The organism is Streptomyces sp. NPDC002044 (assembly GCF_040296725.1).
GTDB classification, from domain to species: Bacteria; Actinomycetota; Actinomycetes; order Streptomycetales; family Streptomycetaceae; genus Streptomyces; species Streptomyces antarcticus.
The window spans coordinates 146,074-153,001 of sequence record NZ_JBEOXU010000002.1; the positions used below are offsets into that span (position 1 = coordinate 146,074).

Annotated in this window: 7 protein-coding genes; 5 read left to right on the forward strand and 2 right to left on the reverse strand. The window is 72.1% G+C overall.

Translation table 11 applies throughout. The features are described 5' to 3' along the window. Window positions 1-440 precede the first annotated feature (440 nt). The 5 genes from ABT106_RS01385 to ABT106_RS01405 all read left to right on the forward strand — a co-directional run bounded on the left by ABT106_RS01385 (window position 441) and on the right by ABT106_RS01405 (window position 4,699). Complete coding sequence (locus ABT106_RS01385) at window positions 441-1,238, forward strand: AfsR/SARP family transcriptional regulator (protein ID WP_351270564.1); 798 nt, start codon at window positions 441-443, stop codon at window positions 1,236-1,238. Continuing rightward, the gene (locus tag ABT106_RS01390; protein ID WP_351270567.1) at window positions 1,235-2,203 is read left to right on the forward strand and encodes an MBL fold metallo-hydrolase; all 969 of its coding nucleotides are present in this window, start codon (window positions 1,235-1,237) and stop codon (window positions 2,201-2,203) included. Before ABT106_RS01385 ends, ABT106_RS01390 begins: the two co-directional genes overlap by 4 nt. A 208-nt stretch (window positions 2,204-2,411) precedes the next feature. Beyond that, window positions 2,412-2,843: a nuclear transport factor 2 family protein gene (locus ABT106_RS01395; RefSeq protein ID WP_351270569.1), complete on the forward strand. Its 432-nt coding sequence runs from the start codon at window positions 2,412-2,414 to the stop codon at window positions 2,841-2,843. Window positions 2,844-2,889: 46 nt separating this feature from the next. Then, on the forward strand, window positions 2,890-3,627 hold the full coding sequence (locus ABT106_RS01400) for an SDR family NAD(P)-dependent oxidoreductase (RefSeq protein ID WP_351270572.1): 738 nt from the start codon (window positions 2,890-2,892) through the stop codon (window positions 3,625-3,627). A 37-nt stretch (window positions 3,628-3,664) separates the two neighbouring features. Beyond that, window positions 3,665-4,699 carry an LLM class flavin-dependent oxidoreductase gene (locus ABT106_RS01405; RefSeq protein WP_351270574.1) on the forward strand — a complete coding sequence of 345 codons (1,035 nt, stop codon included), beginning with the start codon at window positions 3,665-3,667 and terminating at the stop codon, window positions 4,697-4,699. 107 nt (window positions 4,700-4,806) lie between these two features. Here ABT106_RS01405 and ABT106_RS01410 read toward each other — a convergent pair whose 3' ends face one another. Both ABT106_RS01410 and ABT106_RS01415 read right to left on the reverse strand, forming a co-directional pair. Continuing rightward, entirely contained in the window at window positions 4,807-6,051 is a 1,245-nt protein-coding gene (locus ABT106_RS01410; protein ID WP_351270576.1) for a nucleotide disphospho-sugar-binding domain-containing protein, read from the reverse strand. Between the two features lie 70 nt (window positions 6,052-6,121). Beyond that, window positions 6,122-6,928: serine hydrolase domain-containing protein (locus tag ABT106_RS01415; RefSeq protein ID WP_351270578.1), on the reverse strand; the 807-nt coding region annotated here is incomplete at its 5' end.

The window sequence follows — 6,928 nt, forward strand, 5'->3', positions numbered from 1 at the left end:
GGCACCACAGTGCACCTATCAAGCCACTCGACTTTTGCTTGATTTTACTCTGTGCAGGTCGTAGCCTGACGATCATCTCTGGCCGCCGGGAATCATGCGCTGCCGCACGAGAGGTTCTCTCGCACAGAAAGGACGGGCGTGATGTCAGTGGCGAACGAACGTGCCGCGATGGCTCCTGCCTGCCCTGTCACGCCCGGACGAAGACTCGACACCCCAGTCGCAACCGACTGCCGATAGGCACACCCGGGGCGAATGCGCCCTGTTCGTCCATTCAAGGACTTCTTTCACCGCTTCCTCGGAGGCATTCACACGGTCCGATGCGGATCACATCACACACCTGGCATCTCCGACCGGCCATCGAAGCCGTATGTCAGCTAATTTCACACTCTTCCACGGGGGAATGAAGTATGAAGGTAGAATCAGCCGGAGCGCCGTATTCCATGAAGATAGGCGTGCTGGGCCCGATATCAATTGAGGTGAACGGCCGGTCGATCGTTCCGACGGCCGGAAAGCAGCGGCAGCTGCTGACGCTCCTGGCGCTGAGGTGCGGCCGGGTGGTGCCCATCGCGACGCTGATGGAAGAGCTCTGGGGGGACTCGATCCCGCGCAGCGGGCTCACCACGCTCCAGACGTACGTGCTGTACCTGCGCCGCCTGATCGCCGCCGCGCTGCCCGAGGACCCGCCGCCGGCCGCGGCCTCCAAGGAACTGCTGACCACGCGTTTCGGCAGCTACCAGCTGGCGGCGCCCTGCGAGTACGACCTCGCCGACTTCGAGGGACTCGCGAGCCGCGGCGACAGCGCGCTGGAGCGCGGGGACGCCACGAACGCCTCCGAACTGCTGGGCCGGGCGATGGGGCTGTGGCGGGGTCCGGCCCTGATGGACGTCCCGCTCGGCCGGGCCCTGGCCATGGAGCTGATCGGGATGGAGGAAGCCTATATGCGTGTGCAGGAGCAACGCATTCGGGCCGACCTGTGGCTCGGGAAGCATTCCCTCCTGATTCCGGAACTCCGCAAGCTGGTCGCGCAGCACCCCATGCACGAGAACATCTCGGCGTGTCTGATGATCGCGTACCAGCGTTCGGGGGCCAGTTGGCGGGCGCTGGAGGTGTTCCGCAACCTCCGGACGGCACTGAACGGGGAACTGGGCGTCGAGCCCTCGGGCCGGCTGCAGTCGTTGCACCAGGAACTGCTGTCGAACACCCCCGAGCTGTCCCTGACCGATTTCGTGCTGTCGTGACGGCGCGTACGGGAGCCCGTACCCAGGCTCGTACGAGGACCCGGGCACCTGAACCGGTGCTGGACGAGGTCGCCGACGGGGTCTTCGCCTACGTCCAGCCGAACGGCGGCTGGTGCGTGAACAACGCGGGCGTGCTCTCCTCGGACGGCGTCGTCGCCCTGGTCGACACCGCGGCCACGGAACGCCGCACCCGGGCGCTGCGCGAGCGCGTGACGGCCGGCGGCCGGCCCGCTCCGTCCGCCGTCGTCAACACGCATTCCCACGGCGACCACACCTTCGGCAACTACCTGTTTCCCGAGGCGGCCGTGTACGCGCACCACGAGACGCGCCGGGAGATGGACGCCGCCGGCCTGCACCTCACGACGGTGTGGCCGGAAGTCGCCTGGGGCGCGCTCGAACTGGCACTGCCCACCGTGACCCATCGCGCCGGGATGACCCTGCACGTGGGCTCCCTCACGGCGGAGCTGGTCCACATGGGCGTGGCGCACAGCACCAACGACACGGTGGTGTGGCTGCCCGAGCAGAAGGTGCTGTTCACCGGTGACATCGCCATGTCCGGCGTCACGCCGTTCTGCCCGATGGGGTCGATCGCGGGGTCGCTGGCGGCCATCGAGCGGATGCGCGCCTTCGGGCCGGAGACGGTCGTGACCGGACACGGGCCGGTGGGTGGCGTGGAGGTCCTGGACGCCTCCGCCGACTACCTGCGCTGGGTGCAGGGACTGGCCAGGGACGCCCTGGCCGCGGACCTCACCCCGACGCAGGCGGCCTGGGAGGCGGACCTCGGCCCCTTCGCCGGACTGCTGGAGACGGAACGGCTGATCCCCAACCTGCACCGGGCCTACGCGGAGGAGCGCAACGCCGCGCACGGCGGGGCGCTGGACATGGGGCTCGTCATCGAGGAGATGGGCGTCCTCTTCGCGGAGATGACGCGCTACCACGGGGGGCCGCTGCGCTGCGAGGCCTGAGGGGCGGCCCCGCCACGGGCCCGGGGGACGCCGCGCCGCGCGCCTGAGGGACGCCTGAGCGCGGGTGGACCGGGAGTGGAGAGGGACTGGGCGGTCCTTCGACCGGCACTTGAGCCGGTCGCACGATGATCGCGGTCGCGTGGAGCGGCGCACACCGGTGCGCCGCTCCGCGCTCCCTCCGCCTTCGTCTGCGCCCGAAAGGATCTCGATGATCGCCGCCGGCACCTTCACGGACCTCTACACAGCGGTCTCCCAGCACTACGCCCGACAGGTCCAGCTGCTCGACGGCGGCCGGTTCGAGGAATACGCGGCGACCTTCACCCCGGACGGCGCGTTCCAGCACACGCCCGGCCTGCCGCCGGCCACGGGCCATGACGGCATCGTCGCCGAGCTGCGCGCCTTCCACGCGCGCTTCGACAACGATCCGGTGCGCCGCCGCCACTGGTTCGGCATGGTCGACCTGAGCCCTCGCGAGGACGGCGCGTACGACGCGACGTTCTACGCCCTGATCGTCACCGTGCGCCCCGGCGTCAAGGAACCCTCGATGGGCCCCAGCTGCGTGGTCCACGACGTGCTGGTGATCGAGGACGGCGTCGTGCGCAACCGGTCCCGCCAGGTCGACCACGACCAGCTGTTCTGAGCCGGCGCACCGCACCCCTCGTCCCGTTCGGAAGGGAATCCCTCGCATGACCCGCAAACAGGTCGCCCTGGTGACCGGATCGTCCTCGGGGATCGGCGCCGCCATCGCCCGCCGGCTCGGCGCCGAAGGCATGTCGGTGGTCGTCAACGCCGCGCGGAGCGTCGAGGCGGGCCGGGCGCTCGCCGCGTCCCTCCCCGACGCCCGTTTCATCCGGGCGGACGTCTCCCAGGAGGCCGACGTACAGGCCCTGATGGCCCGGATCGAAGAGGAATACGGCGCGCTGGACCTGCTGGTCAACAACGCCGGCATCACCCGCCCCATCCCCCACGCGGACCTCACGGCGGCGACGGGCGACGTCTGGCGGGAGATCCTCGGAGTCAATGTCGTCGGCACCTGGCAGACCACGGTCGCGGCGATGCCGTTGCTGCGCGGGCAGGGCGGCGGTCACGTCGTCAACATCTCCTCCGTGGCCGGTGTCCGGCCCGCCGGGAGCTCGATCCCGTACGCCGTCAGCAAGGCGGCCGTGAACCACATGACCAGGCTGCTCGCGGCCACCGCCGGACCGGACGTACGCGTCAACGCCATCGCGCCGGGACTCATCGACACCCCCTGGACCCGGACCGAGGGCTTCACCGCGATCCGCGAGCGCGTGCGGGCGACCACTCCGCTGCGCCGCACCGGCACTCCGCAGGACATCGCCGAGCTGGTCGTGGGGCTGCACCGCGCCGCGTACACCACGGGCGAGGTGGTCCTGGCCGACGGCGGCGCGCACCTGCTGATCTGACCGGGCCGGGCCGTGTGACACACAGAAGGACAGGACTATGAAGCTTGGTGTGAACCTGACCTACCAGGGAGGGGCGGAACTGGCCGTCGCGGCCGAGCAGCTGGGCTACGACGTGGCCCTGGCCCCCGAGGGGTACCGCTCCGACGCGGCGAGCCTGCTGGGCCTGGTGGCCGGGCGGACCCGGACCATCGGGCTGTGCTCGGGCGTGATGCAGATCCCGGCGCGCACCCCGGCGCTGGCCGGCCTGACGGCGGCCACGCTGCACGCGCTGTCCGGGGGCAGGTTCCGGCTGGGGCTGGGGGTGTCCAACCCGGACGTCTCGGAGGGCTGGTACGGGGTCCCGTTCGCGCATCCGCTGGCCAGGACACGGGAGTACGTGGAGGTCGTGCGGCTGGCGCTGACCGGTGAGCCGGTGCGCTACGAGGGCGAGCACTACCGGCTGGTCCCGCCGGGGCAGGGCGGCTCACCGCTGCACGTGCTCACCGAGCGGCCGCAGAACCCCGTACCCGTGTACCTGGGGGCGGTCGGCCCGAAGAACCTCGCGCTGGCGGGCGAGATCGCGGACGGCTGGATCGGGGTGTTCGCCGCACCGGAGCAGGTCGCGCAGGCCGCGGGCCACATCGCGGCGGGCCGCGAGCGGGTCGGCCGCACCCTGGAGGGCTTCGACGTGATGCCCTGCCTGGCGACGGCCATCGGGCCGGACACCGACGCGTGCGTGGACCTGCTGCGGGCCCACTACGCCTACCTGCTCGCCATCGGCGACGCGGACCGCAACATCTACTGCGCGCTGGCCGACCGGCTCGGTCACGGAGCGGACGCGGCGGAGGTCAGCCGCCTGGCGCGGGCCGGTGACCGCGACGCCGCGGCCCGGGCCGTTCCGGCCGGGTTCATCGACGCGACCTCGCTGGTCGGGCCGGTGGAACGGGTGGCCGGCCGGATGCGCGCGTACGCGGACGCGGGTGTGACCACGCTCAGCGTCATGATCTCCGCGGTGGCGGTCGGTCTGGAGGAGCGGATCGGGATCCTGGAGCAGGCGATGAAGGCGCTGGACCTGTCCGGGGTACGCGACTGAGGCCCCGCGACGGTGCGCAGGCGCCCGCGTGCGCAGGCGAGAGAAACAGGCGGAGCGGATGAAGCGGCTGCGGCCGGGCCCTGACCGGGGCCCGGCCGCAGCCGGTTTCACGCGCCCGGACGGGCGGCGGCCCAGCGCGCGGCGACCGTGTCGATCAGGGCCGCGGGGGACGGCTGCGCCGCCACCTCGTCCCGTACGTCGGCGGCCGCGCCGCGGAAGCCCCGCTCGGTGAGGAGCCGGCCGACGAGTTCCCGTACCGTCCAGGCGTCGAGCGCGGCCGGGTCGACGGACAGGCCGAGGCCGCGCTCCACCACCCGGCGGGCGCACAGTTCGTTGTCCGCGCCGCTGGGGACGACCAGTTGCGGCACGCCGTAGTGCACGGCGGCGGCCATGGTGCCCGAGCCGCCGTGGTGCACGATCAGCGCGCAGTCCGGCAGGATCGCGGAGAGCGGCACGAAACCGGCCTGGACCAGGTTGTCGGGCAGCTTCCCGAACTGGCTCATGTCCGTCTCGTCGTCGGCGAGCACCACCTCGGCGTCCAGGTCCGCCAGGGCCTCGATCAGCAGGCCGAGGCTGCCGCCGCCGCCGGGCAGCAGGGGCACGACCGTACCGAGGGTCAGCAGGATCCTCGGCCGTGCCGGACGCCGGATCGCCCATGCGGGCAGCACCGCACCGCCGTTGTACGGGACGTAGCGCATCGGCAGCCACGGCACCGCGTCGTCCGCGTCCGGCTCCGGCTCCGCCAGGCCGCCGAGGCTGGGGGCCCGGGGGTCGACGCGGGCGAGCAGATCGGGCTGCCGGTCGCCGAGCCCCAGCCGCCGGCGCAGCCCCTGGACCACCGGGGCGTCGTCGGGCACGATGCCCATCCGCGGGTTGTGCCGGGCGGCGCCGCGGAACTCCGGGTCCCGCAGCGACCAGGACACCCGGTTGCCGACCTCCAGGGCCGGGACGCCGAGCGCCACCGCGGCCAGCTTGCCCGCCGCGTGGTCGGAGGAGTACACGACGAGGTCCGCGCCGAACTCCCGCCCCGCGTCCACGGTGCCTTCCGTCATGGCCAGGGTGAACAGCTCGAACGGGCGCATGGAGCGGGCGAGTTCCCAGTAGCCCTCCGGTACGCCGTCCCCGCCGCCCACGGCGTCGGCCGGGCCGTCCGGCCCCGCCACGAGGTCCTCCCCCACGTCCCGCAGGGGGAAGACGTCGGTCACCGGGAGGCCCGAGGCCGCCGCGACCTTGGTCATGTGGGCGGTGGTGGCGACGAGCACCTCGTGGCCGGCGGCGCGGGCCGCCCAGATCAGGGGGACGAGCGGCAGCATCAGTCCGTATCCCGGAGCGGCCGGGAACAGGATTCTCACAGCGGATTCCTTTCGAAAGGGCCGGTGGGCCGTTTGAGCGGTGCGCCCGGGCGGCCTCGGGCGCCCGGATTCAGAGAATGCGTCCGACGCTGTCGTAGGTGGCTTCCACCAATCGGCGGACCCGCTCGTCCATGCTTCCCATGGCAGTGGATCCGGCATTGGGCACATAGGCGAATGCCAGCTCCCGTTCCGGGTCGGCGAATACGAATACCCCATTCGCTCCACTGAGCCCGAATGCCGTTTTCAGTCCGGCGGAGGCCGGGAACACCGCACTGTCGGGCAGCTGCATCCCCAGGCCCCACGTCAGCGGGGTCAGCATCACGCGGCAGTCCCCCTCGGAGTGCGGGCGCGTCACCTCGGCGAGGCGGCCGGGGGTGAGCAGCCGGACGCCGTCGATCTCGCCGACGAGGGCGGCGAAGAGGCGGGCCAGGGACTGGGCGCTGCCCAGCCCGCCGTACGAGGGGTCCTCGACCCCGGGGTCCGCCGGGTCCTGCGACATGCTGCCGATCGTGGCCCGGTAGGTCAGGGTCGTCGGGTCGCGGAGCTCGATCACCTCGCCGGGGTCCTCGCCGTTCATGAGGGCTTCGGCTTTGGATTCGAGCATGGTGGCGAGGTGCGCGCCGGCGGCGTCGGCGGGGTCGGTGAGGCCGATGTGGCAGTCCAGGCCCAGCGGGGCGGCGATGTGCCGGGCGAAGTACCGGCCCGCGGTCAGCCCCGTCACCCGGCGGATCACCTCGCTCAGCAGATGCCCGTACGTCGTGGCGTGATAGCCGTGCGCCGTACCCGGCTCCCACGCCGGAACCGCGTCCGCCAGCGCCTCGGCCACCGGCGTGTGCTCCCGCAGCGCCCGGTGCGTCAGCGGCCGGTGGTCCAGCGC

Bases quoted from the DNA above. Each gene is read 5' to 3' on its own strand.
- ABT106_RS01405 (WP_351270574.1), top strand. From the start codon at position 3,665: ATGAAGCTTGGTGTGAACCTGACCTACCAGGGAGGGGCGGAACTGGCC.
- ABT106_RS01385 (WP_351270564.1), top strand. From the start codon at position 441: ATGAAGATAGGCGTGCTGGGCCCGATATCAATTGAGGTGAACGGCCGG.
- ABT106_RS01400 (WP_351270572.1), top strand. From the start codon at position 2,890: ATGACCCGCAAACAGGTCGCCCTGGTGACCGGATCGTCCTCGGGGATC.
- ABT106_RS01395 (WP_351270569.1), top strand. From the start codon at position 2,412: ATGATCGCCGCCGGCACCTTCACGGACCTCTACACAGCGGTCTCCCAG.